Genomic DNA, 25,190 nt, shown 5'->3' on the forward strand with positions numbered 1-25,190 from the left:
GGTTATATTTTTTTTTTTAAGATGCTAAGGTTCTAAGTTGCAAAGGGACTAAGATTTTTATTTATCATCAAAGAAACCTTTGTTCCTTTGCACCTCAGGACCTTAGAACCTCAAAAACTTACTTAATTCTTTTTTTTCTATTTGTTTCATAATCTTCAAAAATCATTTCTCCAAGACCTTTTAGTCCTGTGTAAAATGCCTTTCCTTGGTTGGCTTCAGTAAACTGATTTACAAATCGCTGTAAATAGGGATCTTTGGCAATCATGAAAGTTGTAATCGGGATATGAAGTTTTCTTGCCTGTTGTGCCTGTGTGTAGCATTTATCGACAATATACTCATCAAGTCCGTTACTGTTCATATAATAGGAACCGTCGCGCTCGCGAACACAGCTCGGCTTTCCATCGGTAATCATAAAAATCTGTTTGTTGGTATTTCGTTTTCTGCGCAAAATATCCATTGCCAATTGCAAACCAGCAACTGTATTCGTATGATAAGGTCCAACTTGCAAATACGGCAAATCTTTGATTGGAATTGTCCAAGCATCATTTCCGAAAACCAAAATATCTAGTGTATCTTTTGGATAACGCGTCGTGATTAATTCGGCCAAAGCCATTGCTACTTTTTTCGCAGGCGTGATTCGATCTTCACCATATAAAATCATACTGTGGCTGATATCGATCATCAAAACCGTACTCATTTGGGCTTTATATTGCGTTTCTTCAACAACCAAATCATTTTCGGTCAATTTAAAACCTTCTACTCCATTATTGATCTGTGCGTTTCGAAGACTTTCTGTTAAAGAAATTCTTTCCAAGCTGTCTCCAAAATTAAACTCGCGGAATTCGCCTGTGTGCTCATCACCGTTTCCGGCATGTTTGGTTTTGTGACTTCCGTTTCCAGAACGTTTGAGATTTCCGAAAATCTGATCTAAAGCTTGTTGTCTAATTGCTCTTTCGGTTTTAGCTGTGATTCCTAAACCAGAACTTCCATCGCCTTTAACTTCATCTCTGATATATCCTTTTTTCTTAAGGTCTTCGATAAAATCATCAATAGTATAGTTTTCGTCGGTAAGTTTATATTCATTGTCCAGTTCCCGAAGCCAGTTTATTGCTTCATCAAAATCACCCGAAGTATGAGTGATCAACTCTTTAAATATGGTAAAAAGTTTGTCAAACGGAGACTGAAAAGGAGCTTCGTAGGTCTTAAAGTAAAAGCCTTTTTTAAATTCGTTTTTCATAATTCTAAAATTACACCTTTTTAGAATTATGAAAAAAGAATCGTTTATTAATTTTTAGTTAAAATATTCAACCAAAATCAATAGCTAACAGTGTTAGATATAATAATTATTCAAACTTTCCATCAACATAAAACCAAGCTCCATTTTCACATTTAAAAGTCGAAAATTCGTAGTGCACTTGCGGTTTATTGGCTGCGTCTAAAAAGTAAGCTTTGAATTCGACTGTATTATCAGTGAAACTCAAAATCTCTAATTGCTGCCATTTATTAGAAACTGCCCATCTTAAAATTTCAGCTTTAGAATAATATTTTCTTTCTGAAATATATGTGGTTTCGAAAAGATAATCTGCGTTATGCATAGCATATGCCGAATATCTGGAGCGCATTAAAGCTAATGCTGAAGGCGCTTTTTGTTTTCCGCTTAGATATAAATTACAGCAATTTTCAAAATCTAATCCTGTATCACAGCAGCATTTTTTATTCTCCATCAACTGGCTCTTCTCCGTTAATTTTTACATGAAGCTGATTCAGCAAAACTTGGTAACGAGTGATTTCTCTCACTTCTTCGTCTTCTTCAGCAAAATCAATCATTTCATCTAATTTTTCGCTTACTTCTAGTAATTTATTGTTGGCTTCTCTATCATTTTTAGCAGCGATTAGATCAATTATTTGCTGTACGTCTGCTTTTAGGGTTTCAAATTTCGTATTCATATGATTATTTTTTTAGCCACTAATTACACAAATTTTCACTAATTTTTTGTCTGCTATTAAACATATATTTTAAAATTGAATTTGTGCTAATTCTTGAAATTCGTGGCAACTATATTTACTCTTTGCTTTCGTTGAATTTTTTGATTATTTCTTTCAACTTTTCTTTTCTTGCAATTTCGGCTTGTTTGGCTTTTGCCTGGGCTTTGTGCAGCTTATCGTTGTGCTTTTTGATATTCTTTTCGTTATTGCGTCCCATTTATATTTCTCTTTTAATTTGTTCTAATGTTTCCTCCGTAAAAATCAATTCGCTGATGATTTCTTTTCGAAGTTCATCAATATCTTCATAATCAAAATGCTTAGCCCAATTGGTCAGCTGTTGTAGATTTCGAATTTGTTTTAATCTTTTGGTCGTTTCCAAACTTGTTCTTAAAACTGCTTTTCCATCATATTCTGGATTGTTTCTATGCTCGTAATTGGCCAAATTATTTTCGAAATCGGCTTTTATATAGTATAATTTTTCTTCAGCATTGTCAGGATAAAACTCTTCCCATTTTGCAAAACCTATTTTAGTTTTAGATTCTGTTTCGGGTTCACGAGCAACTAAACGCCATTTACTATTGGCCAATCTTCCCCAATGATTCGAAACGCGATACATTCCTTCTTCAGTATAATAATAGGTACTTCCGGCTTTACTTTCAAATTGTTTCTTCAAACCGATAATAGTATCTGGAAGTACTTCATTAAAAGCACAAAATGTATTTTTAAATGAATTTGGGTGTGGCTTGAAATTTTTCTGCATGTGCAAATATACTCAGATTGTATGGAACTCCCTAAAACAAACATTAAATGCTTACCTTTGCTTTTTAATTTTAAAACTAAAAATCATGTCTAAAGATACAGATCAAAAAATGCCGCAAAAAGGAGTTTTTACCGGCATTATAGAAAAAGATGAAAATAATAATTACTTCTGCGGTGAATATCTTTTAGACTATAAAATGGTTCAGGCAAAATTTAAAGAAGGTGATTGGATTACGATTAAATCAATAATCGAAAACCCAAGTGATATGAGCTATAAACAGTATCCAAAAAAATCAAGAAACTTCGACAAAGCGAACCACAAACCGGAATAACTTTTTGTTTCAGCTTTCAGGTTTTTGTTGGAATGCTTAATTTAACGCAAAGAACGCTAAGGTTCTCTTTATAGGACTGTATGCTAGACCTAAATATTAAGTTCGCAAAGCTTTGTCTACACATAGCTTTGCGAACTTTTTCATTTTAATTATTCTTAAATATAAAAAATTTGTGCCCTTTGCGTAATTCTTTGTGCTCTTTGTGGTTAAAAAGATGATTGGATTACGATTAAATCATAATCAAAAAACCAAGTGATATGAGCTATAAACAATATCCAAAAAAATCAAGAAACTTCGACAAAGCGAACCATAAACCGGAATAATTTTTTGTTTCAGGTTTATGGTTTCTGTTTTTTGTTGGAAAGCATAATTTAACGCAAAGAACGCTAAGGTTCTCTTTATAGGACTGTATGCTAGACCTAAATATTAAGTTCGCAAAGCTTTGTCTACACATAGCTTTGCGAACTTTTTTGATTTTAATTATTCTTAAATATAAAAACTTTGTGCGCTTTGCGTAAACCTTTGCGTGCTTTGCGGTTAAAAAACTCTCCTTAACGTTTTAATAAAACAACTTTCCTGAATATTTTTTCGATGAAAACTGAAAAGTTAAAAAAAAGTGTACCTTTGCAAAAAATTTGTCGATTTGAACTAATTAATATCGATTTCAAACTAATAGACAAGTAGTTACCTTTTATTTATGAAAAAAATAGTTGAATACCGCAAGTTACTGAACGTAGAAAAAACTGCAGAGTTAAAAGATTTAAAGACAATTTATCGTAATGCGATGAAAGAATCTCATCCAGATAAATTTGTAGGAGATGACGCTGGTTTAAAAGAAGCAGAAGAAAAAAGTAAAACAATTATCGAAGCTTACCACTTTTTAGTAAGTATTCACCCTGATACTATCAAACTTAATTTACCTGAGTACACAGAAACAATTTCAACTTGTTCTATTACAGATTACAAATTTGTTGAAGGTCGTTTAATTATCGATTTTTCTAACGGAAGCGTTTACGAATACATCAGTGTTCCTAAAGCAACTTACGTGAAAATGGTAAATGCAGATTCTCCAGCAAGATTTGCAAAAAGACATATCTTAAACTCTTTTACTTGGAGAAAGAAAACAAATCAAGAATAGTTTTACACCACTATATTTTCAAAAAAGCACTCTATTAAACGAGTGCTTTTTTTATGCGCAAAATTTAAAAAATTGAATAGAGAACCTGTAAATAAGTTTCTTGTTAAGAGTTTTAAGTCAAATAAAACCAACAAACATGCTGATTTCAGGCGTTTTATATCAAAAAAAACTATAACAAAATTTTAGGTTACAAAATTCTGTAAGTTTTATATTTTTAGATACTTTTGTTGCACAAATCAATTAACTAATTAATTTTTTATAATGAAAAAAATACTTTTTGTACTTACCGCATCTGCAGCGATCATTTCTTGCAGCAAAGTTAAAGACGGAGAATACCTTATTACAGGTACTGCAACTGGGGTTGAAAATGGAAAAACGATCATCTTACAAGGACAAGATCCTACTACAAGAATGACAGTTTCTCTTGATACAGTAAAAGTTGAAAACGGAAAATTCGAAATAAAAGGAAAAGTAACTGAACCAGCTTTTCATACCCTAATTCTTCAAGGTGCTAATGCTCCTTTCCCATTTATCTTAGAAACTGGAGAAATTAATGTTGCAATTGATAAAGACAGTATTCACAAATCTAAAGCTACTGGAACTTACAACAACGAAGAATATGTAAAATTCAACGAAGATCTAACTAAAACTCAAAAGAGTTTAATTGATTTTCAGAAAAACAATAACCAAAAGATGCAGCAAGCTCAAGAAGCTAAAGATACAGCAACTATCAATGGTTTGATGAAACAATACATGACAATTCAGACTGAAGTTCAAGAAAACAGTAAAAAGAAATATTTAGCTTACGCTGAAGGACATCCAAAATCTTATATTACAGTTTTAATCGTTCAAAGTATGTTGAATGATCCAAGTACTGATATTAAAAAAGCTGAAGCTCTTTACAATTCTTTAGATGAGTCTGTAAAAAATACTACTCCTGGAAAAGAAATTAAAACAAGATTAGGTCAAGCAAAAATGCCTGCAGTTGGTGCATCAGCAGCTCCTGTTGGCAGCGCTAAATGAAGAGCAGATTTTTCAGCTCCTAATCCAGAAGGAAAAGTAGTTTCGCTTAAAGAAAGTTTAGGCAAAGTTACTATCGTTGATTTCTGGGCTTCGTGGTGCGGACCATGCAGACAAGAAAATCCAAATGTTGTAGCGATTTATAAAGAACTACATTCAAAAGGATTAAATATCATTGGTGTATCTTTAGATAAAGATGCGGCAAAATGGAAAGAAGCAATTGCGAAAGATGGTTTAACTTGGACGCACGTTTCTAACCTAAAATTCTGGGATGAGCCAATCGCAAAACAATACAATGTTGAGTCTATTCCTGCGACTTTCATTCTTGATGCATCAGGAAAGGTAGTAGCTCAAGATTTAAGAGGTGCTGAACTAAAAGCTAAGATTCAAGAATTATTAGCAAAATAATCCTCTTATAAAAAACAATCAAAAATCTCCCTCGTGGAGATTTTTTTGTTTTATATCCTTTCAACTATAAAATGAAAATTCATCCAAAAGAAATAAAAACTCTTCATAAAAAGATTATTTAATTATTAATTAAACTTTTGCATCGATTTAAAAAAATTAGAAAAGCTAATTTCAAACAACATTAAAGTGTGTTTTTTTTTTAGTCAATTTTTGTTCAACATACCAACAAAAGCAATTACTGACGACTTTATTAAAGATTAAATCCTAAGCGAAATCAGTAAATTAACCGTAAAAATAACCTTACTTTTTAAAATAAATAAAAAAAAAGGTTTTTTTATTTTATTCAATTCCAACGAATTAAAAAATAACTTTAAAATAACTTAAAATTAAGTCATTTTTTTGTTTGGAAATCTAGAAAACGTTGCTATCTTTGCCACCGCTAAGAACAACTAAGCACAACAAGCTAGAGATCGGGGAGATACTCAAGCGGCCAACGAGGGCAGACTGTAAATCTGCTGTGTGAACTTCGCAGGTTCGAATCCTGCTCTCCCCACGGAAAGGCCGAAAAGGCGGAAAACATTAAGTTTTCAATCTTTTCAAAAAGCCGAAAAAAATGTCTGAAGACCTGCAAATTCAACGATTTGCGGGTCTTTTTCGTTTTAGGTCTGTTTTCAATATTTATAAAAGCTCACAAAATTAAAGGTGCAGAATCGGTGCACTTTCAGGCGTGCAGAAAAGTGCACCAGAAACAGCAAAAATCCCTTATATCACAGGGGTTAACGAGGTTAACGACTTGATTTTGCAGTAATATTATTCTACATTTATTAATTTAAAAAGTAGGATTATGTTGGAAAGCAGTTTTGGTTTGGGATTCTTTTTAAAAAGACCCAAAATAGAAAGTAAAGAATGGATCGTGTATTTCAGAATAACTGTTGACGGCATCCGCAAGGAAAGCTCAACAAAAAGAAAATGGGATTACACACGATGGGACCAAAGGTTTGAAAGAGCTGTCGGCTCAAAGGAAGATGCAAAGTCGATAAACTTCTTTTTGGATTCTCTGACTTTAAAAATCAATGAAATCAAAACCGAAATGATGTACAGCGGCAAACTCATAACCGCTGAGAAAATTATGGACGAAGTTCTGGGAAGGACTGCGCCGAAAATTAAGGTGCTTGAAGAATTTCAAAAGCATAATGATGAAATGCAGGCGCTTCTTGGAAAAGGCTATGCAAAAGGCACCCTTGACCGGTTTACAATCACTAAAAACCACTTGACAGCATTTATCAGATTCAAACTTAAAAAAGATGATCTTGATTTTGCTGATTTGAATCTTGAGTTTGTAAAAGACTTTGAGTTCTACCTCAGAACAGTTCGCGACTGCAGCAACAACACCACCCTTAAATACATTGCAAATTTCAAAAAGATTGTAATACGCGCAATTGATAAGGAATTGATCACAAAGGATCCATTTAAGAACTTTAAGGGCCGAAAAACAAAACTGGTAAAAAAACCTCTTACAGTTCAGGAATTGCACGAACTGGAAAGCCACTATTTCACAACTGACAGGCTGAATGTCGTAAGGGATGTGTTCGTCTTCCAATGCTACACCGGACTGGCGTACATAGACGCTTATCAATTAAAAAAAACTGATATAAAAAAGGGCATTGACGGCAATTTATGGATTATGTCTGAAAGGCAGAAAACAAACTCATCATTTAATGTCCCTCTTCTTCCCCAGGCACTGAAGATAGTTGAAAAATATAAAGAGCACCCGCTGTGTATGCAGCGCGGAACCGTGCTTCCTGTTTCATCCAACCAGAAAATGAACGAGTACCTGAAAGAAATTGCTGTATTGTGTGGTTTTCCTTTTACGCTAAACACGCATATGGCACGCCGGACTTTCGGTAGCACGGTTACACTCAATAACAATGTTCCTATAAATGTAGTTAAAGAACTGCTTGGCCATGCATCAGTAAAACAGACTGAAGCTTATGCCATAACAGAGCAGGCAACAATTGGCCGTGAAATGTCCATTTTGAATAAAAAATTGAATAAGACCGCTTCAAAGATTTCAAAACCCGATTTAGAGGTTCTTGGAAGACTTGAAAAAGAAATACAGGCAATAAAAAAGAAATACAATATAATTTCATGATACTTAAATTCATATTTTAATTAAAATCAAAGAGGCTATCTCAAAATTGTTGAGATAGCCTCTTTTTATAGAGTTTAACTTCACTTTTATACCCCGGATGATAAGATGGGGTATACTTGATATATCCTAAATCCTGAAGCTGTTTAAAATACTTATGATAAGTAGGCAGCGTATTTACGTGCGACATCTCCATAATTTTGCTGCGGCTGACCTTTATCCTTCTCCTCTGCCCCTGCTTGTATCCTAACCCTAGTATAGCTGTCAAAATTGACAGATGCCATACATTTAGTTTGGGATCATTAGCATACATGGACAAAAAACTCATTATATAGCTTTCTTTCAATTTATTAATCTTTGTCATCACAAAAAAAGTTTATGAATATCTTCTCTATTATAGTAATAAGATCCAAGCACCTTTTTAAAACGTACTTTTTGTGACGTTCTAAGATTCTGGACTGAACCTGCGGAAATATCAAGCAGCCTTCGGACATCTTTACTCTTCATCCACTCCGATTCCTTGTCAGTATTTTTTAGCTCTAATGCTTCAGCAACAGCAGTGCGCACTGTATTGGCCATCAAAAGCCCGAATTGTCTTAAATCATCTTTAGTTATAAATTCCTCCATAAAATTCTGGTTTAATGCCATATAATATTCTATCATCTGCTTTTAAGCAAAACTCTGTCTAATTTCTGGATTTACAGCACGGCTTATTCCAAGTGAAAATAAATACTGCTCCTTCTGTTCTTATTCTTTGTAGGCACATAAATCAGATAGCCGTAGTCATCCAATTCACGCATACATTTTTGATAGGTTTTATGAGACATGACCTTCGCAATACTCTGGATTTCTATGCTGTAAGCCTGAATAGGATTGATAAAATCTTTACTTGCACGAAACTGAAGCAGTGCTGCGAAAATTGCTATATGAGTTGTACCGACCCTAAAGTCATTTTCAATTGCCTGAAAAAATCCTGATAAAAGTTTAAGATTTTCCATAATTATACAAGATTAGTAAACATCACATATGATGCGACTTTTTTGCGTTGTGCGTCTCAATATTCTGCTGCGTTTTTAGAACAGGACTAATTTTACAGCCATTTTTAATTTCCGTAAAACTAAGCTTCTGCATCCTGTCATTATAGAAAGTCAATGTCTTAAAGCGCGGATTTGCTTCCAAAAAAACCTTCATTTCCCTTCCCTCAATCAGTAGTACTGCTTCTTCCCTTCTGCCCTTTTTCAAAGAATCAGCCAGCGATTCGAATGTTTCGTAATCATCATTTTTAAGGGGAACTGTTCTTAAAGCATTGCTTACATTGTAGCCATATGCATCCGGAAATTCATGCATCCGGAAATTTTCATTAAGGTCTTTATCATTGAGGTTAAATTGTTTCCGTGCCTACCTTCAGAATGTCATGGAACAGCTGGAAGGGCAGATAGCATCCGCTAAGATATCAATGGCAAGGCTTTCCAGTGCGCAGCTTTACTATGTGCTCTCTGGAAATGACTTCACTCTTGACATAAATAATCCTGAAGACCCAAAGATAGTCTGCATGGGAAATAACCCGCTTAAAATCCAGACCTATGGCGCAGTTCTCTCGCTTTATGTAAGCAGGCTCATCAAGCAGGTGAACCAGAAAGACAGGATCAAAAGCAGTCTAATATTTGATGAATTTCCGACCATCTATCTCAATAATATGGACAGCCTTATAGCGACGGCCAGAAGCAATAAGGTAAGCACCTGTCTGGGGATTCAGGACTTCAGCCAGCTGCGCAAGGATTACGGCCGCGAGCAGGCTGATGTCATACTCAATATCACGGGAAATATCATCAGCGGACAGGTAAACGGCGATACGGCAAAACAGCTCTCTGAACGGTTTGGAAAAATAATGCAGGACCGCGAGAGCATTTCCATAAACAGCTCGGATACCTCAATCAGCAGATCAAAACAGCTGGAAGCTGCAGTGCCTGCTTCGAAGATTTCATGTTTGAGCTCTGGTGAGTTTGTCGGCATTACAGCCGATAATCCCGACTGTAAAATTGAGCTGAAAACATTCCATTCGGAGATAATCAATAATCGCGAACAGCTTAAAAAAGAAGAAAACTCATATCAGGGAATAAGCCCGGTGCGCATTATAAACAATACCATGATTGAACGAAATTATCTCCAGATAAAAGATGATATATCCGAAATAGTCAATTCAGAAATGGAGCGTCTTATTCATGACCCTGCCCTTTCACATTTAGTTATCAAAAAGAAAAAGTAATCATTAAATACATTTAAACTTTCATGAGGCAGAGAGAAGAAAAACTTTTTTAGCCGGTGGAGCCTTTTAAAAGCTGCAGGGTCTTTTCGTCCTTCTCTCCTCCATAATATTTTTCAAGCACCTTCGCAAAATATTCTGGCGCTTCCGGCAGCAGACTGAACAGGGTCATGCAGGATTTCAGTTTTCTCTCATCTGGCCTGCCAAGGATTTCCAACGCCGTCTTATTTTTGATTTGAAGCATGGCCTCGGTAATTTCCACAAGTCGTTTTCCTAATATCGGATGGCTCAGGTACTGCTCGGCTTCCTTCAGGTCTTCAATGCCGTAATAGATATTGTAATCCGTAAAACCTAGTCCTCTGAGCTGAGGAAAAATAAACCACATCCAATGGCTTTGCTTCTTTCCTTTTTTTATTTCATCCAAAGCCTGCTCATAGACATTTTCCTGTGCAGATAAATAGCGCTCAATACTATCATCTAGATTCATAATTAGCTGCTTTTTCAAAATACTTGCTGATACATCATCTCAATTGTTATCTCTTTTTTGGCTGGCCCCTCCTCTGTGAAGATTGTCGTCCATCTGGGCTCGAAATTTTTAATCAGATAATGGAATGCACCTAATATTTCTTCTGCAGAACTTTGCAGATTGATCCCCAGATTATTCTGATAGCCGATAATTCGGTAGAATACTCCATCCTCCAAAAGTTCATCGTTTCCATCGGCTGTATTGTCGGGCGCTGGACCAAAGGAGTAAATTTCAGTTCCGGGGTCGCAAAGCAGTCCGAGAACATCAGTGCGGACAGTCAAAAACAGGCATTCGTCCTTCAGATGATAAGGAACCTGCAGATTCTTTGCCCTGACAGTTAATGCGAGATCTTCAAAATGTCCTTCCATAAATGGCAAACTTAATTTCCATACCTATTGTGGCAATGTCCCTAGTTTTTCACATAACTTTTCAGAGTCAGTCAAGAATGCCTTTCCCGAATATTTTTTCAATTTGAAAAATATAGCTTTTCAACATTGGAGTCGCCAGATAAAACCGGCTGACCGCTGCGGCTTTCGCATCGAGTTTCTGGCCGTCGAAGCAGCGCTCCAGCAATACCGTATAATCCTTAAGCTGGCTGTCATCGAGTATTTTGCGCAGATCCCTTTCGGTGTTTACAATTGATTTGAGCATTGGAAAATCATTATTGTTATGGATCTCATACCTTTCGAGCCCCGACTTTATTTCAAGAAACTGCTTTCTGAAAAGGTTCATCACTTCAGGCATATTATGTCCATAAAAAATATCGGGAATCAGTCCTGTTTTATAGTGCGCATAATGTTCCTGTGAAGCATTCGGATCGGCCAGATACTTTTCAAAGGTCTGGATCCGGTATATATAATCCACTTCAAAAACATTAACATCCTGATAGTCAACATTCATACACTGCTTTATTTAAGTTATATATAAAATTAGCGAAATTTTTGATTGCAGCCAACCTTAAAAGAAACCTGTTCAACTGTTTTGCATGGCATCGTAAATCTTATACATAGCACATAAACTGTGAGAAAGGAATGTTTTGGTTTTAAACTCTTGAAATTTATTGCTTAAATTTGTGGAAGCGGAGTCTTTTCCTTAGATGCTTCCTGCCAAATATTTTGAATATGACCGATCCAATATTAGAAAATTTAAACCCAAAACAGCTTCAGGCAGTAAAAACCACTGAAGGCTATGTAAGAGTTATTGCAGGAGCCGGATCTGGAAAAACCAAGGCGCTGACCTCACGTTTTGCTTATATAGTGGACCGGCTGGGAATCAACTCATCCAATATTCTCTGCGTGACTTTTACCAACAAGGCGGCGCAAGAAATGAAAAAAAGGGTTAAAGCGCTGATCGGCGATCTTTATGATGTCAGCTTCATCACAACCTACCACGGTTTCTGTGTGAGGTTTCTGCGTGAGGAAATCAATAAAATACACTATCCGAAGAATTTTATCATACTGGATGCAGAAGACCAGAAAACCATCCTTCGCGATGTGTTCACCGAATTGGACATCAATTCCAAAAACCTGACTTTCAAGCAGGTCTTAAGATTTATCTCCAAACAGAAAAGCACCTCGGATTACTTGGGCTATATGATTGAAAATAAAAGCTTCACTCCCGACGAAAAAGATTCGCTTTCCAGCCAGGTCTACCAAAAATACCTTGATAAGCAGAAGCGGAACTACGCACTGGATTTTGATGACCTGATCCATTTTACGGCATTTATACTGGATAGCAATCCCGACGTGCTTGCCAAATGGCAGGAAATGATGCATTATATACAGGTGGATGAGGCCCAGGACAGCTCCGACAGCCAGTTCCATCTGGTGGAAATGCTCTCGCGTGTGCACCAGAACTTGTTTCTTGTAGGAGATCCCGACCAGACCATCTATGAATGGAGAGGTGCCAAACCGGAATACCTTGTGGAATTTGACAGGATGTTTCCTGATACGAAGACCATAATAATGAACCAGAATTACCGCTCAACGCCAAACATACTAAAAGTCGGCAACCATATCATTAAAAACAATAAGGTAAGAGTTGATAAGGATATGGTCACTGAGAATCCAGAAGGGGTTGAAGTGGTTCATTTTCATGGCAAAAATGACTTTGAGGAAACGATTTGGGTGGCTTCGGAAATCAAAGAAATCCTTAAAACAGAAAATGCGTCCTATTCCGATATAACCATTTTATACCGTTCCAATCATCTTTCCAGAAATATTGAGCAGGCGCTCATTAAGGAAAACATTCCTTATGCCATATTTGGCGGCGTGCGTTTTTTCGAACGAAAGGAAATCAAGGATGTGCTTTCCTTCTTAAGGCTTATTGTACAGGGGGACAATTTTTCCTTTCTGCGCATGTTCAACCATCCGTCCCGCGGACTGGGCAAAAAGTTTCTGGAAAGGCTGAGCTTTCTGGCAGCCGAGCAGAACCTTTCCCTGCTTGATGCGCTGCAGCGCAATATTGAAGACAAAGAACTGAATAAGAAAGGGGCTTCAGATTTTCTATTTTTGGTTTCAGAACTTAAAAAAGAGGCAGCTCAGAATTCCATCTCGGATCTGGTCAAGATCATACTCGACAAAAGCGGGCTCTCCGAACTCTACCGCAAAGACGGCGATGAAGACAGGCTTGAAAATATAAAAGAGCTTGTAAGCTCCATGATGCTGCTGGAGAAAGAAAATAACGCGCCTGTCAATATTGTGGAATACCTGCAGGAAATAGCACTCTATACCGATCTTGATAAAGATACGGAAAATCAGGACAAGGTTCGCCTGATGACCATCCACATCTCTAAAGGTCTTGAATTTCCTTATGTATTCCTGTGCGGTTTTACCGAAGGGGTGCTGCCAAGCGCGCTTTCGATTAAAGAAAGAAGAAAAAGGGCAATTGAGGAGGAAAGAAGATTAATGTACGTGGCGGTTACAAGAGCCGAAAAGAGGTTCTATATGACCGACTCGGAAGGGTTTAATTTTACCACGGGACTCAACAAGTACCCTTCAAGATTCCTGTTTGAAATAAAAGAGGAATTTTATGTGCGCAAGGGAAAGCTTTCCCCTGAAATTCTTCAGGCGGCGCAATCATCTGCTGCAGCTTCAAAAAACAGCGAAGATACGGCATTCAAACAGGGAGATTTTGTAATGCATCCCGTATGGAATAAAGGAAGGATAGAATCAGTTGATCTGGAGAAGAACCAGTACATCGTGCACTTTTTTGAAATGGATAAGGAAAAGCCTATTGATTTTGCTTTCCGTTTTCTTACGGCCGTATCCGATGCGCAAGAAGACCCTGCATCACCTGCCGATCTGCTGGAACTGCATGACAGCTTAAAGAACACGCCGGATCCCTTTGAAGATAATGATTCTCCGCAGGACATTTTGGATAAAGAAGGCAATTCTTCACGCATATTTGGCCAAAGCGCTGACAGTGAAAAAAAATGGCCGGAGTAGATGATCCCGTAATCGCTTTGGCAATATCATACTGGCTTGTGAAGCAGAACTGTTATTCCTTCTGCTGATTTTCCATGCCGTCTATAATCTTTCCCACTTCTGCCTCAGTGGCTTTAAGCCTGCCCTGGCAGAAGGCGATTAATTCTGAGGCCCTCTTGACTTTCGATGCAAGCTCATCCACTGAGATAGTCTCATTTTCTATTTCTTTTGAAATGGCGGTCAGCTCGCTCCAAGCCGCCTCATAGGTCAGTTTCTCTTCCATCATATTGTATTTTTTCCCTAACGGTGCTTTTTAGTATGGTATCATAAAGGATCACTTCTATATTGTCCCCTTCTTTTATATTTTCAGTGTTGCTGGCAATCCCGCCGCCTGCCTTTACAATGGCATAGCCCTTCTTAAGTATGTTCTGCGGAGACATCATCCTGATGCTTTTCTGCATATGTTCAAGATGCATGCTTCTGGTTTTAAGATATCCTGCCGCAGATCGTTTCAAGTTTCCGGCAAGATGATCAATATCGCTTCTTTTGCGGGCAAGCAGGCTGCGTGAAATCTGCGCCGCACTCTGTGCCATAAGCGATAACTCACGGATGTGCTGATAAAGTATGCCTCTGCTGTCCGCTGCAAGCTTCTGATTGACGCTTGCCAGCTTTTCCTTGTGAAGGCCAACAAGCCCTGTTGCGTTTCTGGAAATATTTCTTTTAAGCTCTTCAAGCATTCTGAAATGGCCGATAAAAAGCTGCTGCGATCTGATGACGATATTCTGCTGCAGTGAAAGCAGCCCCATCTCGAAACTTCGGTTGTGGGCGATGATAAACTCTGCAGCTTTAGTAGGTGTTTTGGTGCTGGTATGCGCCATAAGATCCACTATGGAGACATTTTTCTGATGCCCGATTCCCGTTATGACAGGAATCGGAAATTTAGCCACGGCACGTCCTATCTGGTAATTGTCAAAAATCAGAAAATCCGACTGCGCGCCTCCTCCCCTTATAATGATTATGGCATCGTACGCTATGCCTGTATTGTATACTTCTATGAGCTTATTTAAAAACAGTTTGGCGTTGTTGTCTCCCTGCACTACGGTGTAATAATCATCGATCTGAAAAGAATAGCCAAAATCATTATGCTTCAGGGTATGCCTGAAATCTTCATTCCCCGCCGAATTGCTGGCCGATATCACAGCAAGCCTCTGCATGGCAAGGGGCAGTATAAGACGGCTGTTCAGTGTGGAGTAGCCATCAGGCGTTTTGGTGATAAAATCATTTTCTGCTTCCAATCTTTTTAAGGTTGCATTGCGCTGCTGCTCCAAAACACCCAGGGTAAAATTGACATCTATGTCCAAAACATTAACAGACAGTCCGTACAGCGCATGGTAATCCACGCTTACCTGTACCAGCACATGAAGATTATTGGTAAATACCTGTCCTGTCTTTTCTTGGAAATCAGACAGCCTTACAGCACCTTCCCCCCACGCTTTTCCCATGATCTTGGCTGTGATCGCGCTGTTTTTCTCCCCTTTCTCAACAAGCTCAAAGTAATGGATCTTTTTATCTGCCTTATAGGTATGGCTTGTCACATCCGCCACTACCCAGTAGGTGCGTCCCTTGAAACGCTCGCTGATGGCCTGATGGATCTGATAGTTTAGCTGAGAGAGTGTGATAAAGTTTTCCGGTCCCATAGAGTAAAGGTGAAACTGCGGCTCTTGGCTTTGATTATTCCGCACAGCTAAGGTAAGGATAATCCATCAGATACTAAAACACTGAAAAACTGCTGCAAAAATCATATAGGGAAATTCACAATAAAAACGGATTAAAAGTGCCGCGAAAATAGCACCCGCAGGCTCCTGCATGCGCATAACGGCCTTGCCGCCCTTCGGGACTTATAGCACTCCGGATCCTTTATCGGATGCTTGATTTTGTGCTTTCTTTTTTCCCGTTTTTCTTTTGGAAAATTTCATGCGGGGCTTGAGAAAAAACAGAAAAGTATTCACTTAAAATTATTGAATCATGGAAATCTCAGGACGAATTACAAAAGATGCCGTAACGGCAAAAGTTTCAAACGACAGGGAGGTGGTAAATTTTTCCATCGCCGTAAACGACAGCTACAGACCAAAAGGGTCGACTGAACTTAAAAAGATAGTGACCTACATCGACTGCTCGTATTGGATGAGCGCTAAAATGGCGCAGTGGCTTAAAAAAGGCACTATGGTCGAACTCTTCGGGCGCATCGGTCTGAACGTCTACACCAATGCCGAGGGCAAGGCGCTCGGCTCTTTGACCTTTCACACCAGTAACATCAAGATACTGGTTTTCCCAAAAACAGAAAATACTGTCGATGTTCCCGCAGTCCAAAGCAAAAGAACGGCTAAAGACGAGCCTGACGACCTGCCTTTCTGATTGGAATCAATACCGTTACACATAAAATTTATACGCCATGAAAGCATCAGAAAAATTCAAGACCGCCATAGAAACCTACCTAAACGTGAAAGCGCTGACCGATGCGCTATTTGCTGACAGCTTAAAGAAAGAAACCAAAAACTTGGAGAGCTGTTTCCATTACATTTTCGGCGAGGTTAAAAAAACAGGCGAATGCGCCTTTGACAATCAGGAAATCTTTGACATGGCTGAGAAATACTACACAGACGACAGCATCGGCACGCCTGCCCCAATCCAATGCAGGGTCGCAGTTAGCCCGCCTGCAAAACCTGATTTGTTCTCAACTGCTTCCGCAGTTCCTGAAAATGAAGTTCAGAAAACTGAAACAGTACCGCCACCCGTGAAGCCCGTACAGCAAACCCTAACACTTTTTGACCTATGATACCTAAAACAGCCATAGAAAAAGAAATCAGCGCCTTAAGCGCTGACCTTGTACCGATAACGGCACAGATGCACCAGTGGGCAGAAAAAAATATTTTCCTGAAATGGGCGGTGCTCTCAAGGGGAAAATTTCATTGCCTCGAATGCACCCACTCGTGGAAACCCGACAGCGAAAGCCAGTCCTGTCAAAAGTATATCAATTGCACCGCCTGTCAGGGCAGGCTTAAAATGCACCAATACAATCAGGTGCATTTCAAAGAAATCGAATATTTCGCCGTAACTGATGCCTGCCAAGGGTATCAGGTTGTGCGCATCATCTGCTCGCACAAGGACATGAAAAAGAATTTTCTTCCCGACTATTCGCATACAGAAGTAATGCAGCATTGGATAAATCCCAAAGGGGAAGTGCGCACCATCTCAAGAAGCACCAACGTTTTTTCCCAAGCCTATGATGCATGGAAATATTATTCCCCTTTGGAAATCCGTCCCAAAAATTTTCAGGACTCCCCAAAATACCGCATAAATCCCTATAAGGTTTATCCGCACATGAAAGTGATTCCGCTTTTGAAAAGAAACGGCTTTAAAACTTCGACCTATGGCATTGCACCGCAGATTCTCTTTACCGCACTTTTGAAAGACCCCATTGCAGAAACCCTTTTAAAATCGGCGCAGAATTCCCTGCTCAAACATTATCTTACTTCCCATGAACAGCACCTGCGTGAGAACTGGCAGGCTGTAAAAACCTGCCTTAAGCTCGGCTATAAAATTCAGGACATCAAAATTTGGGAGGATTATATTGCCCTGCTCCGATGGTTTAAAAAAGACCTCGGCTCTCCTGCGCTTGCCTGTCCCGAAAATTTAGACGAAGCGCATGACAGGCTTGTCGCCAAAAAAAGGGAGATTCAAAGAAGAAAGCATCTTGCGCAGATGCGCGCCGAAATACAGCAGGCAGAGCCGATTTATAAAAACGATAAAAAACAGTTCTTGGGGCTTTCATTTACCGATAACGACCTTACGGTAAAAGTCCTTGACCGTGTGCAGGATTTTCTCAACGAAGGCGACTCGCTCCATCACTGCGTATTTACCAACGAGTATTATAAAAAGAAAGATTCCCTTATCCTTTCTGCGCAGATAGAGAACAGACCTATTGAAACCATTGAAATATCCCTTTCAAAAATGGAAATAATCCAATGCAGGGGTAATCGAAATAAAGCCACCAAATATCACAGCAGGATTCTAAGGATTATCCGCAGAAACCTGCCTGAGATTGCCAAACGGTTGAAAAAACAGAAAAAGCAGACCGCTGTTGCTTAAACCCTTTAATACTTACACCGCAGACTTCTACTGCGGTTTTTTTTCGGCGCGCAGACACTTTAAGGCGCACGGGACAGTCTTCGTTTAAGGGCTATTGCGGAATGTTAAGTCAATTTCATCACAAAGTTCGGGCACGGCTTTCGGTTCTCCGCAAAAAATTCCCCCATAAATGCAGGGCTGCGCTCCTGCTTTATTGCGTTGCTTTCTGCGTTCGCTCAGCCCTGCCCGAGCAGCGGTGCTGTAATTAATCTTAAAACTACAGCAGCTATGAAAAATCAAAATCAAAACACAGACTGGCAGAAAGTATCAGAAATCGAGCTGATCTATAAATCCAAAGTAAAAAGCGCCGACAGGCCTTATATCACATCTTCCAGAGATGCTTACCGAATTCTTGTTGACAGCTGGGATCCCGGCAAGATAGAATTCTTTGAGCAGTTCAAAGTACTTTTGCTAAACCAGTCCAACAGGGTTCTGGGAATCTACGAGCTCTCCTCAGGAGGCATTGCAGGGACTGTGGTTGATATGCGCCTGCTTTTCGCGGCAGCCCTGAAAGCTGCCGCCGTCGGAATCATTATCACCCACAACCATCCCTCAGGAAAGACAGTGCCTTCAGAGGCCGACAGAAATATGACCCGAAAAATCCATGAAGCGGGAAAACTGCTGGATATACCGCTGCTTGACCACATCATCGTAACACCTGAGACCTATTACTCTTTTGCAGATGAAGGCGCCCTGTAAGGGCGTTTTCATCTTTTATGCCCTTGGTCTGTTCTGGTTTTTTAAGTAATTTTGCCCTATGAATCATGAAGAAATAAAACGCCATTTTGAGAACAATCCTCCCCCGAAGGAAGTTAGATTGACTGAATGGGCAAATATCACCGATACGCAGGTTTTCCTCAACAGCTGCTATTCGACTATCAGAAACTTTAACGGCCCGATAGACAGATGCCCTGCATGGTGGCATCTGAGGGATTTTTACATTCTAATGAAAAAAACAGCCGGCCAGCCGATCAGCGAAGAGCCTGCTTCAGAATAATTCTAATCCTACCGTAAATTCTTAATAAAGCAAAAAAGCACCTAAATCGGTGCTTTTTTTATGCCCTGAAAAATAAGGCTTTTTAAACTTTGTTATTATTTAGAACATTTTATTTTTAAAAATTGTTATTGACTGTACTAATTTTGGTCTGTATAAAATGATTAAGATTATGAGCCGGGCTATTGTACACATCGACATGAACACGTTTTTCGTATCCTGCGAAAGGCTGACAAATTCAGAACTTAACGGCATACCGCTTATCATCGGCGGAGGTGACAGGGGCGTTGTGGCATCGTGCTCTTATGAAGCCAGAAAATTCGGCGTGCGTTCCGCCATGCCGATCCATATGGCCATGAAGCTCTGTCCTCAGGCAAAAATTATGAAAGGCGACATGGAACTCTACTCCAGGCTTTCCCACGACATCACCGAGATCATTCAGGAAAAGGCGCCCGTGGTGGAAAAAGCCAGCATTGATGAATTTTATCTGGACATTACCGGCATGGATAAATTTTACGGCAGCTATAAATGGACCGATGAGCTCGCCCAGCGCATCACCAAAGAAACGGGGCTTCCCCTAACCTTTGCGCTTTCGGTGAACAAAACCGTTTCGAAAATCGGAACCGGCGAAGGCAAACAGAAGCAGAACCTGGAGATTCCCGAACATCTGGTGCAGTCCTTTTTGAATCCGCTTTCCATTAGAAAAATCCCGATGGTCGGCCAGAAGACCTTTGAGCTCCTTTCGAGAATCGGCATCCGCACCATCCAGACGCTCTCTGAAATGCCTGCCGAATCCCTGCAGCAGATGATAGGCAAAAACGGAACCGAGCTCTGGAAAAAAGCCAATGGGATTGACAACACCCCTGTAGAGCCCTACACGGAAAGAAAGTCAATTTCTACCGAGCATACTTTCTCGCAGGACACCATCGATGTATTGAAACTCAACAGGATCCTGCAGGGCATGGTGGAGAAACTGGCTTACCAGCTGCGCGCAGAGGAATGGCTCACCTCAACGGTAACCGTCAAAATCAGGTACGCCAATTTTGATACCGAAACCAAACAGTCAAGGGTGCCGTACACCTCAGCGGATCATATTCTGACCCAGACCGTCACTGATCTCTTTGCCAAGCTCTACCAGCGCCGTATGCGCCTGCGCCTCATCGGAGTGCGCTTCAGCGGTCTGGTCAGGGGAACCTATCAGATTGACCTTTTCAATGATACCGAAGAAATGCTCTCGCTCTATCAGGCGATGGACAGGATGAAGACCCGTTACGGCTTCGATGCCGTGATGAGATGCGCCGGAGCATCTTTCAAACCCAACAATAAAGACGAAATTTTAAAACGCAAAAAATAAATCATGTACCTCAACTGCCACTCTTTTCATTCGCTGCGCTACGGCACTATTCCGCTGGATGATCTGATCAGACAGGCAGCCCAGTGCGGTGTGACGGCAGCGGCCTTGACCGATATCAATACCGTTACGGGGATTTATGATTTTATAAAAGGCTGCCAGGCTCTAGGCATAAAACCGCTTGTAGGGATAGAATTCCGCTGCAGACATAAATTCCGCTATATCGGCCTTGCCAAAAATGCTGCAGGGCTTGCCCAGATGAACCGGTTTCTGACCGATCATAATTTCAGCGGCGCTCCTCTTCCCCAAAAGGCTCCGTCTTATGAATCGGTTTATTTTGTCTATTCGCTGGAAAATGCACCTGCGCAGCTCAGCGAAAATGAATTTATCGGCATCCAGCCTGACCAGCTCGGCAGGCTTTTTATGCCTGAGCTTAAAAAGAAGATTTCCAAGATGGTTATCCTGCAGCCGGTGGTGTTCCGCACCAAAAGGGAATATAACCTCCACAGGATTCTGCGCGCAGTCGACCTCAATGAACTGCTCTCAAAACTCGGACCCGAGGACTGCTGCAGAAAATCAGATATGATGATTCCCGAAGCTGAACTTATTGGGCAATATAAAGACTATCCGCAGATTATTGAGAATACTCGATACATCATTGAGAACTGCAATTTCAATTATGATTTCGAGAGTCCGAAAAACAAAAAGCATTATACCAAAAATAAAGCGGGAGACATTGCCCTTCTGACCACCCTTGCCGAAGAAGGTCTGGTATGGCGCTACGGACGGCATAACGCCGAAGCAAAAGCGCGTGTCGAGAAAGAGCTAAAAGTAATCAATGATCTTGAATTCAGCGGCTATTTCCTCATTACCTGGGATATCATACGCTACAGCAACAGCCGGGGTTTCCTCCACATTGGAAGAGGCTCGGGCGCCAACAGCATAATTGCCTACTGTCTGGGAATAACGGACATCTGCCCTCTGGAGCTTGATCTGTATTTTGAGCGGTTTCTGAATGAAAACCGCAAGAGCCCTCCCGATTTCGATATCGACTGGTCGTGGAAAGAGCGTGATGTGATCCTGAAATACATCTTCGACCGTTATGGCTATGAGAATGTGGCGTTCTGCGGCACGAATGTGGAATTCAAATACCGCTCGATTTTCCGCGAGGTCGGCAAAGTTTTTGGGCTTCCGAAAGACGAGCTGGATATGCTGGCCAAAAATCCCATGAAGCTCCACCAGACCAACTCCATAGTCAAACTGGTGCAGGAATACGGGATGATGCTCGAAAAATATCCCAACATGCGCAGCATGCATTCCTGCGGAATCCTAATCTCGGAAGACCCGCTGACCAATTACACGCCGCTGGAAATGCCGCCGAAAGGTTTTCCCATTGTCTTGTTTGATATGCATACGGCTGAGGATATCGGTTTTGACAAATTTGACATTCTCAGCCAGAGAGGCATCGGACATATTGATGATACCGTGAAAATAATTGAACAGAACAGAGGTATTCGCATCAATATCCGCGACACTAGAATATCAAAAAACGAGCAGTCCGCAAACGTATATCTTGCAGAAGGACGAACCATAGGATGCTTCTACATTGAAAGCCCGGCGATGCGCGGACTGCTGCGCCGTCTGAAATGCGATAATTATAAAACGCTTGTAGCGGCATCATCGATTATCCGCCCGGGAGTGGCACAGTCCGGAATGATGAAGGAGTATATCTTCCGCCATAACAACCCGTCAAGATTTGAATATTTCCATCCGGTCTTTGAAAAGGAGCTCGGAGAAACCTACGGCATTATGGTGTATCAGGAAGACGTGATCAAAATTGCCCTGCATTATGGCGGGCTCTCAGCTGCCGACGGAGATATCTTAAGGCGTGCCATGTCGGGAAAAGGACGCTCAAAAGCGGCGCTTCAGAAAGTAAAGGACGATTTCTTTATTGCTGCTGCCGCAAAAGGGCATCCCGAACAGCTGAGCCAGGAGATCTACCGCCAGATCGAATCCTTTGCGGGCTATTCTTTCTGCAAGGCGCACTCTGCCTCCTATGCCGTGGAGAGCTATCAGAGCCTTTATCTGAAGGTGCACTTCCCTATTGAATTTATGGTTGCCGTCATAAATAATCAGGGAGGATTTTACCGAACTGAAATCTATGTGCACGAAGCCAGAATGGCCGGCGCTGTTATCCATACTCCCTGCGTGAATAAAAGCAGATTTGAAACCGCGCTTTACAGTAGCGATATTTATCTGGGATTTATGCACCTGCAGGGCCTTGATTCCAAACTATCGCAGTTCATCGCTTTTGAGCGCGAGAGAAACGGCATTTATAAATCACTCGAAGATTTTATAAACAGGGTTCCAATGGGAATTGAGAATGTGAAAACCCTTATTTTTATAGGCGCATTCCGTTTTACGGGAAAAACCAAAAACCAGCTCCTGGTGCAGGTAAGCCTTCTGATGAATAATTTCAAGCCCGAAAATCGCGGACTTATGCTGATTCAGCAGCCCGCCAAAGAATTCAAGTTGCCTGTCCTGGAGCGCTCGGTATTTGAAGATGCCTTCGATGAAATCGAGCTGCTGAATTTTCCGGTTTCCTGTACCGTGTTTGATCTGCTTCAGACCAGACACCGCGGGGACGTGATGGTCAGGGATTTATTAAAATACCATAAAAAACAGGTCCGCATGCTGGCCTACCTGATCTCGACAAAACAGGTGCCGACCAAAAGGGGCAATATGTATTTCGGGACATGGATCGATCATGAAGGAGCCTATTTTGATACAGCGCATTTTCCGGACAGCCTTGTAAATAATCCCTTTCAGGGAGGAGGATGCTACCTACTTTTGGGAACAGTTGAAATTGACTATCATTTTCCAACAATCACAATTTCAAGAATGGCAAAAATGCCTTTCATCCCCGATCCCAGATATTCGGACTCGGAAAAAAGGTATACCACACAGTACAATATCAAACAGGATGTCAGCAGCACCCACCGCCAGCCTTATCCGCAGGAGCACGAAATCAATCTCCCGCGCCACAGAATGAAATTTTAGACTTTTATTTATGTAAAGTCCTTACAATGAATTAATTTTGATAGAGAAGCAAGAAAAGGAAAAGAAAAATAAACATCCAGCACATCAGTTTTCTGCTGTTTCTTTTCCAAAGCATTTGCTTACGATGCTCATTTTCTTTTACAAGCCTTTCAATACGCTTGATGTCTATTGGGTAATATTCCATAAGATCGTTTTGTCAAATTTAAGCGCAATTAAAAAGACAAAAGCTCTGCAAAGGCCATATTTGTATCAGGATAGGACATTTTTAAAACAGCTTAAAAACGGAAAATTATGTGTTATTACACCCAGCAGAATGCTTCGATAGAAAATCTAAAAAGACGTTTTAACGCGGAACTCGACAACGAGGAGACCTTTCTGCAGTCGGATTTCATAAACGGGTTCTCCCATCCAAATATCCCTGTGATACTGGATTCCTCTCCGCATCTAATCACAACGGATTATACTTGGGGACTTCTGCCTTCCTGGGCAAAAGACATTGAGTTCAGGAAAAACACCCTTAATGCCCGCATTGAAACCATTGATGAGAAAGCATCATTCAAAAATATAACCCATAACCGATGCCTGATAATCGCATCTGCCTATTACGAATGGCATTGGAATGATGAGAAGGGAAAAAGCAAAGACAGATATCAGATCAACTCGCAGGATGATGAAATCTTCACTTTTGCAGGTTTGTATTCCTCATGGACTGATCCCCTAACGGATGAGATTAAAAATACCTATACCATGGTAACGACAAAAGCCAACAGACTAATGGACTTTGTGCATAACCATAAACACAGGATGCCGATCATGCTCAAAAAGCAGGATGAAACAGCTTGGCTGGATCAGTCTGTGACTATTAACGAATTTGCCTATCCCTACGAAGGAAACTTAATCGCGCTTCCGTCAAATTAATACCAATTTTATGAAACAGGGTATCGATTTTTTTAATGGAATGAGCACCGAAGATCTGCATGAGAGATTTATGCAGAAGCTGTATTCAAAGACCGAATTCATACAATACAATGACCCTGATGACTTTTTCGATCCTGAGCAGGAATACGGGAATCACATTACCCAGTGCATTTCTGAGGAAAGAGACTTTATAAGACAATTAATTCGTAAATCTTTAGCAGAAGCTGGCATAAAATTGACAGATGATCAGGTAGAAGAAATGGTGAAGCAGAAAAGAGAGGAAATTAACCTACTAACAGGATCAGCAATCGAAGACTATATTGAAAAGGTATCGGTAACCTATATTGATCCTATCTGTGAATTTAAACAAAAATTTCTTTTGCGGAGATTGGTTAGTAGATTTTGGAAGTTTATAAAATCGTTAAATACAAAATAAAACGACAGAACGCGGACAGCTGAACAAATCAATTTTGTAAGGATGTTTTACGGCATCCTTCATTGCATTGCCGCTGGCTGCGCGATGGTGTTGTAAGTGTTGTATCTGACAGCCATGTCAAATATTTCCTGATCGTAAAAGTTCCAAAACCTTGTCTTTTTCAACTCACCGAAGATGTAGTTCAATTACCTTTCCAAGTTCTTATAGGGGTTGCAGAAACTCTCAGCAAAGATGCTG

Annotated in this window: 28 protein-coding genes, 1 tRNA gene and 1 pseudogene; 17 read left to right on the top strand and 13 right to left on the bottom strand. The window is 40.2% G+C overall.

Translation table 11 applies throughout. From position 1 onward, the window contains the following. Nucleotides 1–118 precede the first annotated feature (118 nt). The 5 genes from ACFSC2_RS18540 to ACFSC2_RS18560 all read right to left on the bottom strand — a co-directional run bounded on the left by ACFSC2_RS18540 (nt 119) and on the right by ACFSC2_RS18560 (nt 2,746). The gene (locus ACFSC2_RS18540; RefSeq protein WP_379815836.1) at nt 119–1,237 is read right to left on the bottom strand and encodes a vWA domain-containing protein; all 1,119 of its coding nucleotides are present in this window, start codon (nt 1,235–1,237) and stop codon (nt 119–121) included. Between the two features lie 106 nt (nt 1,238–1,343). Further along, nucleotides 1,344–1,724, bottom strand: coding sequence for a YchJ family protein (locus ACFSC2_RS18545; protein ID WP_379815837.1), 381 nt, complete (start codon nt 1,722–1,724; stop codon nt 1,344–1,346). Then, entirely contained in the window at nt 1,714–1,947 is a 234-nt protein-coding gene (locus ACFSC2_RS18550; protein WP_379815838.1) for a hypothetical protein, read from the bottom strand. Before ACFSC2_RS18550 ends, ACFSC2_RS18545 begins: the two co-directional genes overlap by 11 nt. 115 nt (nt 1,948–2,062) lie before the next feature. After that, nucleotides 2,063–2,203, bottom strand: coding sequence for a hypothetical protein (locus ACFSC2_RS18555; RefSeq protein WP_379815839.1), 141 nt, complete (start codon nt 2,201–2,203; stop codon nt 2,063–2,065). Continuing rightward, nucleotides 2,204–2,746 carry a hypothetical protein gene (locus ACFSC2_RS18560; RefSeq protein WP_379815840.1) on the bottom strand — a complete coding sequence of 181 codons (543 nt, stop codon included), beginning with the start codon at nt 2,744–2,746 and terminating at the stop codon, nt 2,204–2,206. An 85-nt stretch (nt 2,747–2,831) separates the two neighbouring features. Between ACFSC2_RS18560 and ACFSC2_RS18565 the strand changes: the two genes are divergently transcribed. The 6 genes and pseudogenes from ACFSC2_RS18565 to ACFSC2_RS18590 all read left to right on the top strand — a co-directional run bounded on the left by ACFSC2_RS18565 (nt 2,832) and on the right by ACFSC2_RS18590 (nt 7,795). After that, a complete protein-coding gene (locus ACFSC2_RS18565) occupies nt 2,832–3,077 on the top strand; it encodes a hypothetical protein (protein ID WP_379815841.1) in 246 nt (81 codons plus the stop codon). Between the two features lie 697 nt (nt 3,078–3,774). Beyond that, a complete protein-coding gene (locus ACFSC2_RS18570; protein ID WP_379815842.1) occupies nt 3,775–4,215 on the top strand; it encodes a KTSC domain-containing protein in 441 nt (146 codons plus the stop codon). A gap of 261 nt (nt 4,216–4,476) precedes the next feature. After that, nucleotides 4,477–5,238: a DUF4369 domain-containing protein gene (locus ACFSC2_RS18575; protein WP_379815843.1), complete on the top strand. Its 762-nt coding sequence runs from the start codon at nt 4,477–4,479 to the stop codon at nt 5,236–5,238. A gap of 18 nt (nt 5,239–5,256) precedes the next feature. Then, nucleotides 5,257–5,643: pseudogene (locus ACFSC2_RS18580) on the top strand (peroxiredoxin family protein); the annotation flags it as partial. Nucleotides 5,644–6,115: 472 nt separating this feature from the next. Further along, a tRNA-Tyr gene (locus ACFSC2_RS18585) sits at nt 6,116–6,196 on the top strand. A 291-nt stretch (nt 6,197–6,487) separates the two neighbouring features. After that, nucleotides 6,488–7,795, top strand: a complete 1,308-nt coding sequence (locus ACFSC2_RS18590; protein ID WP_379815844.1) for a site-specific integrase — start codon at nt 6,488–6,490, stop codon at nt 7,793–7,795. Nucleotides 7,796–8,155: 360 nt separating this feature from the next. Here ACFSC2_RS18590 and ACFSC2_RS18595 read toward each other — a convergent pair whose 3' ends face one another. From ACFSC2_RS18595 to ACFSC2_RS18605, 3 genes are all read right to left on the bottom strand, one after another. Next, nucleotides 8,156–8,419, bottom strand: a complete 264-nt coding sequence (locus ACFSC2_RS18595) for a DNA-binding protein (RefSeq protein WP_379815845.1) — start codon at nt 8,417–8,419, stop codon at nt 8,156–8,158. A gap of 83 nt (nt 8,420–8,502) precedes the next feature. Continuing rightward, nucleotides 8,503–8,790, bottom strand: a complete 288-nt coding sequence (locus ACFSC2_RS18600) for a hypothetical protein (RefSeq protein WP_379815846.1) — start codon at nt 8,788–8,790, stop codon at nt 8,503–8,505. A 22-nt stretch (nt 8,791–8,812) separates the two neighbouring features. After that, entirely contained in the window at nt 8,813–9,139 is a 327-nt protein-coding gene (locus ACFSC2_RS18605; protein WP_379815847.1) for a hypothetical protein, read from the bottom strand. 28 nt (nt 9,140–9,167) lie between these two features. On the opposite strand from ACFSC2_RS18605, the gene ACFSC2_RS18610 reads away from it, so the two are divergent. After that, nucleotides 9,168–10,058 (top strand): type IV secretory system conjugative DNA transfer family protein, encoded by an 891-nt coding sequence (locus ACFSC2_RS18610; RefSeq protein ID WP_379815848.1) that lies wholly within the window; start codon nt 9,168–9,170, stop codon nt 10,056–10,058. Between the two features lie 49 nt (nt 10,059–10,107). Here ACFSC2_RS18610 and ACFSC2_RS18615 read toward each other — a convergent pair whose 3' ends face one another. The 3 genes from ACFSC2_RS18615 to ACFSC2_RS18625 all read right to left on the bottom strand — a co-directional run bounded on the left by ACFSC2_RS18615 (nt 10,108) and on the right by ACFSC2_RS18625 (nt 11,481). Next, nucleotides 10,108–10,542 carry a DUF1810 domain-containing protein gene (locus ACFSC2_RS18615; protein WP_379815851.1) on the bottom strand — a complete coding sequence of 145 codons (435 nt, stop codon included), beginning with the start codon at nt 10,540–10,542 and terminating at the stop codon, nt 10,108–10,110. A 14-nt stretch (nt 10,543–10,556) separates the two neighbouring features. Further along, nucleotides 10,557–10,949 carry a hypothetical protein gene (locus ACFSC2_RS18620; RefSeq protein ID WP_379815852.1) on the bottom strand — a complete coding sequence of 131 codons (393 nt, stop codon included), beginning with the start codon at nt 10,947–10,949 and terminating at the stop codon, nt 10,557–10,559. Between the two features lie 67 nt (nt 10,950–11,016). Beyond that, nucleotides 11,017–11,481 carry a hypothetical protein gene (locus tag ACFSC2_RS18625; protein WP_379815853.1) on the bottom strand — a complete coding sequence of 155 codons (465 nt, stop codon included), beginning with the start codon at nt 11,479–11,481 and terminating at the stop codon, nt 11,017–11,019. 221 nt (nt 11,482–11,702) lie between these two features. Between ACFSC2_RS18625 and ACFSC2_RS18630 the strand changes: the two genes are divergently transcribed. Continuing rightward, nucleotides 11,703–14,027 carry an ATP-dependent helicase gene (locus ACFSC2_RS18630; protein ID WP_379815854.1) on the top strand — a complete coding sequence of 775 codons (2,325 nt, stop codon included), beginning with the start codon at nt 11,703–11,705 and terminating at the stop codon, nt 14,025–14,027. 52 nt (nt 14,028–14,079) lie between these two features. On the opposite strand, the gene xseB is transcribed toward ACFSC2_RS18630, so the two are convergent. Both xseB and xseA read right to left on the bottom strand, forming a co-directional pair. Beyond that, nucleotides 14,080–14,292 (bottom strand): exodeoxyribonuclease VII small subunit, encoded by a 213-nt coding sequence (gene xseB, locus ACFSC2_RS18635; RefSeq protein WP_317047944.1) that lies wholly within the window; start codon nt 14,290–14,292, stop codon nt 14,080–14,082. Beyond that, a complete protein-coding gene (gene xseA / locus ACFSC2_RS18640) occupies nt 14,267–15,703 on the bottom strand; it encodes an exodeoxyribonuclease VII large subunit (protein ID WP_379815855.1) in 1,437 nt (478 codons plus the stop codon). Before xseA ends, xseB begins: the two co-directional genes overlap by 26 nt. Before the next feature lie 328 nt (nt 15,704–16,031). On the opposite strand from xseA, the gene ACFSC2_RS18645 reads away from it, so the two are divergent. The 9 genes from ACFSC2_RS18645 to ACFSC2_RS18685 all read left to right on the top strand — a co-directional run bounded on the left by ACFSC2_RS18645 (nt 16,032) and on the right by ACFSC2_RS18685 (nt 24,953). Then, entirely contained in the window at nt 16,032–16,421 is a 390-nt protein-coding gene (locus tag ACFSC2_RS18645) for a single-stranded DNA-binding protein (protein ID WP_379815856.1), read from the top strand. 37 nt (nt 16,422–16,458) lie between these two features. Next, complete coding sequence (locus tag ACFSC2_RS18650) at nt 16,459–16,842, top strand: Cas9 inhibitor AcrIIA9 family protein (RefSeq protein WP_379815857.1); 384 nt, start codon at nt 16,459–16,461, stop codon at nt 16,840–16,842. Continuing rightward, the gene (locus ACFSC2_RS18655; RefSeq protein ID WP_379815858.1) at nt 16,839–18,155 is read left to right on the top strand and encodes a PcfJ domain-containing protein; all 1,317 of its coding nucleotides are present in this window, start codon (nt 16,839–16,841) and stop codon (nt 18,153–18,155) included. Before ACFSC2_RS18650 ends, ACFSC2_RS18655 begins: the two co-directional genes overlap by 4 nt. A 267-nt stretch (nt 18,156–18,422) precedes the next feature. Next, on the top strand, nt 18,423–18,893 hold the full coding sequence (locus ACFSC2_RS18660; RefSeq protein WP_379815859.1) for a JAB domain-containing protein: 471 nt from the start codon (nt 18,423–18,425) through the stop codon (nt 18,891–18,893). Nucleotides 18,894–18,951: 58 nt separating this feature from the next. Next, nucleotides 18,952–19,191: a DUF6965 family protein gene (locus ACFSC2_RS18665; RefSeq protein ID WP_379815860.1), complete on the top strand. Its 240-nt coding sequence runs from the start codon at nt 18,952–18,954 to the stop codon at nt 19,189–19,191. A 169-nt stretch (nt 19,192–19,360) separates the two neighbouring features. Beyond that, nucleotides 19,361–20,542 carry a DNA polymerase IV gene (gene dinB, locus ACFSC2_RS18670; protein WP_379815911.1) on the top strand — a complete coding sequence of 394 codons (1,182 nt, stop codon included), beginning with the start codon at nt 19,361–19,363 and terminating at the stop codon, nt 20,540–20,542. Nucleotides 20,543–20,545: 3 nt separating this feature from the next. Continuing rightward, nucleotides 20,546–23,599: a DNA polymerase III subunit alpha gene (locus tag ACFSC2_RS18675; protein WP_379815861.1), complete on the top strand. Its 3,054-nt coding sequence runs from the start codon at nt 20,546–20,548 to the stop codon at nt 23,597–23,599. 291 nt (nt 23,600–23,890) lie between these two features. After that, the gene (locus ACFSC2_RS18680) at nt 23,891–24,517 is read left to right on the top strand and encodes an SOS response-associated peptidase (protein ID WP_379815862.1); all 627 of its coding nucleotides are present in this window, start codon (nt 23,891–23,893) and stop codon (nt 24,515–24,517) included. Between the two features lie 10 nt (nt 24,518–24,527). Next, complete coding sequence (locus tag ACFSC2_RS18685; RefSeq protein ID WP_379815863.1) at nt 24,528–24,953, top strand: hypothetical protein; 426 nt, start codon at nt 24,528–24,530, stop codon at nt 24,951–24,953. The last annotated feature ends 237 nt before the right edge of the window (nt 24,954–25,190 follow it).

The sequence above is a fragment of the Flavobacterium artemisiae genome, assembly GCF_042678225.1.
Classification (GTDB): Bacteria; Bacteroidota; Bacteroidia; order Flavobacteriales; family Flavobacteriaceae; genus Flavobacterium; species Flavobacterium artemisiae.

Coding starts and splice junctions, on each gene's coding strand:
- ACFSC2_RS18540 (WP_379815836.1), bottom strand. CDS start 1,237: ATGAAAAACGAATTTAAAAAAGGCTTTTACTTTAAGACCTACGAAGCT.
- ACFSC2_RS18545 (WP_379815837.1), bottom strand. CDS start 1,724: ATGGAGAATAAAAAATGCTGCTGTGATACAGGATTAGATTTTGAAAAT.
- ACFSC2_RS18550 (WP_379815838.1), bottom strand. CDS start 1,947: ATGAATACGAAATTTGAAACCCTAAAAGCAGACGTACAGCAAATAATT.
- ACFSC2_RS18555 (WP_379815839.1), bottom strand. CDS start 2,203: ATGGGACGCAATAACGAAAAGAATATCAAAAAGCACAACGATAAGCTG.
- ACFSC2_RS18560 (WP_379815840.1), bottom strand. CDS start 2,746: ATGCAGAAAAATTTCAAGCCACACCCAAATTCATTTAAAAATACATTT.
- ACFSC2_RS18565 (WP_379815841.1), top strand. CDS start 2,832: ATGTCTAAAGATACAGATCAAAAAATGCCGCAAAAAGGAGTTTTTACC.
- ACFSC2_RS18570 (WP_379815842.1), top strand. CDS start 3,775: ATGAAAAAAATAGTTGAATACCGCAAGTTACTGAACGTAGAAAAAACT.
- ACFSC2_RS18575 (WP_379815843.1), top strand. CDS start 4,477: ATGAAAAAAATACTTTTTGTACTTACCGCATCTGCAGCGATCATTTCT.
- ACFSC2_RS18590 (WP_379815844.1), top strand. CDS start 6,488: ATGTTGGAAAGCAGTTTTGGTTTGGGATTCTTTTTAAAAAGACCCAAA.
- ACFSC2_RS18595 (WP_379815845.1), bottom strand. CDS start 8,419: ATGGAGGAATTTATAACTAAAGATGATTTAAGACAATTCGGGCTTTTG.
- ACFSC2_RS18600 (WP_379815846.1), bottom strand. CDS start 8,790: ATGGAAAATCTTAAACTTTTATCAGGATTTTTTCAGGCAATTGAAAAT.
- ACFSC2_RS18605 (WP_379815847.1), bottom strand. CDS start 9,139: ATGCATGAATTTCCGGATGCATATGGCTACAATGTAAGCAATGCTTTA.
- ACFSC2_RS18615 (WP_379815851.1), bottom strand. CDS start 10,542: ATGAATCTAGATGATAGTATTGAGCGCTATTTATCTGCACAGGAAAAT.
- ACFSC2_RS18620 (WP_379815852.1), bottom strand. CDS start 10,949: ATGGAAGGACATTTTGAAGATCTCGCATTAACTGTCAGGGCAAAGAAT.
- ACFSC2_RS18625 (WP_379815853.1), bottom strand. CDS start 11,481: ATGAATGTTGACTATCAGGATGTTAATGTTTTTGAAGTGGATTATATA.
- ACFSC2_RS18630 (WP_379815854.1), top strand. CDS start 11,703: ATGACCGATCCAATATTAGAAAATTTAAACCCAAAACAGCTTCAGGCA.
- xseB (WP_317047944.1), bottom strand. CDS start 14,292: ATGATGGAAGAGAAACTGACCTATGAGGCGGCTTGGAGCGAGCTGACC.
- xseA (WP_379815855.1), bottom strand. CDS start 15,703: ATGGGACCGGAAAACTTTATCACACTCTCTCAGCTAAACTATCAGATC.
- ACFSC2_RS18645 (WP_379815856.1), top strand. CDS start 16,032: ATGGAAATCTCAGGACGAATTACAAAAGATGCCGTAACGGCAAAAGTT.
- ACFSC2_RS18650 (WP_379815857.1), top strand. CDS start 16,459: ATGAAAGCATCAGAAAAATTCAAGACCGCCATAGAAACCTACCTAAAC.
- ACFSC2_RS18655 (WP_379815858.1), top strand. CDS start 16,839: ATGATACCTAAAACAGCCATAGAAAAAGAAATCAGCGCCTTAAGCGCT.
- ACFSC2_RS18660 (WP_379815859.1), top strand. CDS start 18,423: ATGAAAAATCAAAATCAAAACACAGACTGGCAGAAAGTATCAGAAATC.
- ACFSC2_RS18665 (WP_379815860.1), top strand. CDS start 18,952: ATGAATCATGAAGAAATAAAACGCCATTTTGAGAACAATCCTCCCCCG.
- dinB (WP_379815911.1), top strand. CDS start 19,361: ATGAGCCGGGCTATTGTACACATCGACATGAACACGTTTTTCGTATCC.
- ACFSC2_RS18675 (WP_379815861.1), top strand. CDS start 20,546: ATGTACCTCAACTGCCACTCTTTTCATTCGCTGCGCTACGGCACTATT.
- ACFSC2_RS18680 (WP_379815862.1), top strand. CDS start 23,891: ATGTGTTATTACACCCAGCAGAATGCTTCGATAGAAAATCTAAAAAGA.
- ACFSC2_RS18685 (WP_379815863.1), top strand. CDS start 24,528: ATGAAACAGGGTATCGATTTTTTTAATGGAATGAGCACCGAAGATCTG.